This window comes from Bradyrhizobium sp. UFLA01-814, assembly GCF_046718885.1.
GTDB classification, from domain to species: Bacteria; Pseudomonadota; Alphaproteobacteria; order Rhizobiales; family Xanthobacteraceae; genus Bradyrhizobium; species Bradyrhizobium elkanii.
Window position 1 is genome coordinate 1 of record NZ_JAQOSR010000372.1, and the last position, 1,048, is coordinate 1,048.

Sequence of the window (1,048 nt, forward strand, 5' to 3'; positions counted from 1 at the left end):
CCTTGGCGCCGCCCCGCTCGTATACGCCTCCATCTACATGAACGTAGCGCACGGCGGTATCGCGAGTCACGGGAGAGGGGAAGGTCGTCAGTTCGCCGCGATAGTATTTGACGTTCGAGAACGCGATCAGGCTCTCGTGGCGACTGCGATAGTGCCACGACAGCCGCATGCTCGGGACGTTCGACGCCAGACACTCGTCAAGTATGCTCTGCTGGCTCTGGACGATCGAGCCGTCGTCGTCTTCATCGTCCACGCCACGCTGTCCCACGTTTGTGGGAGGCAGCTGTTCTGGATCACCAACGATCACGACCTGGCTGCCGCGTGCAATCGCTCCGATCGCGTCCCATACCGGGATCTGGGAGGCCTCGTCGAAGATTACCACGTCGAAAGGCTTGGCTTCCGCGGGCAGATATTGTGCGATGGAAAGTGGGCTCATCATCACGCACGGGGCGAGTTGGGTCAGCACGGTTGGGATGCGGCCGAACAGCTGCCGAAGCGGCATTTGTCGGGCCTTCTTGCTGATCTCGCGCGCAAGCGTGCCCCATTCCGGATCTTTGCCGAAGTTGGTCTGGTTTGGTATTGCCGTTCCGATGCGGGCCTTCACGATATCTCTCGCGAGCTCCGCAACCTTCCGGTCGGCGGCAACAAACGCCTCGATCGTGGCCTCGTGTTTCTGCACGAGAAAACTACTGAGAATCTCGTCCTCATTCACAATGGTTTCCGCAACCCAGCGCGCATAAGCGTAATCGAAAACGTTAGTCAGGGCAGCGCCATCCACGGCTCCGCTTTCGACGGCATCGATAAGAGGTGAAAGTCCAGCCGTCCGCGCCCCGCGAACGGCCGAACGCCAGGTTGCCCATTGCGGGGCCTTGACGACATTGGCCTTCCAGTTCGCGGTTCGCTGGAGGAGGTTCTCAATCCAGTCGGTTTCGATCTTGACGATGTCGTCTGGATCATCGAGGCCGATACATACACCTAGCTCTTTGGCCGTCCGGTGCATCATCGGAAATGCTCTGTACATCGTTTCGAATGCATGGCGGACCTGCCC

1 protein-coding gene is annotated in these 1,048 nt (G+C 59.5%); it reads right to left on the reverse strand.

Going from position 1 to position 1,048, the window contains the following annotated elements; genetic code table 11:
* The coding region (locus PMN64_RS42885) for a DEAD/DEAH box helicase (RefSeq protein ID WP_411785123.1) at positions 1–1,003 on the reverse strand (1,003 nt) is incomplete at its 3' end.
* Positions 1,004–1,048 lie beyond the last annotated feature (45 nt).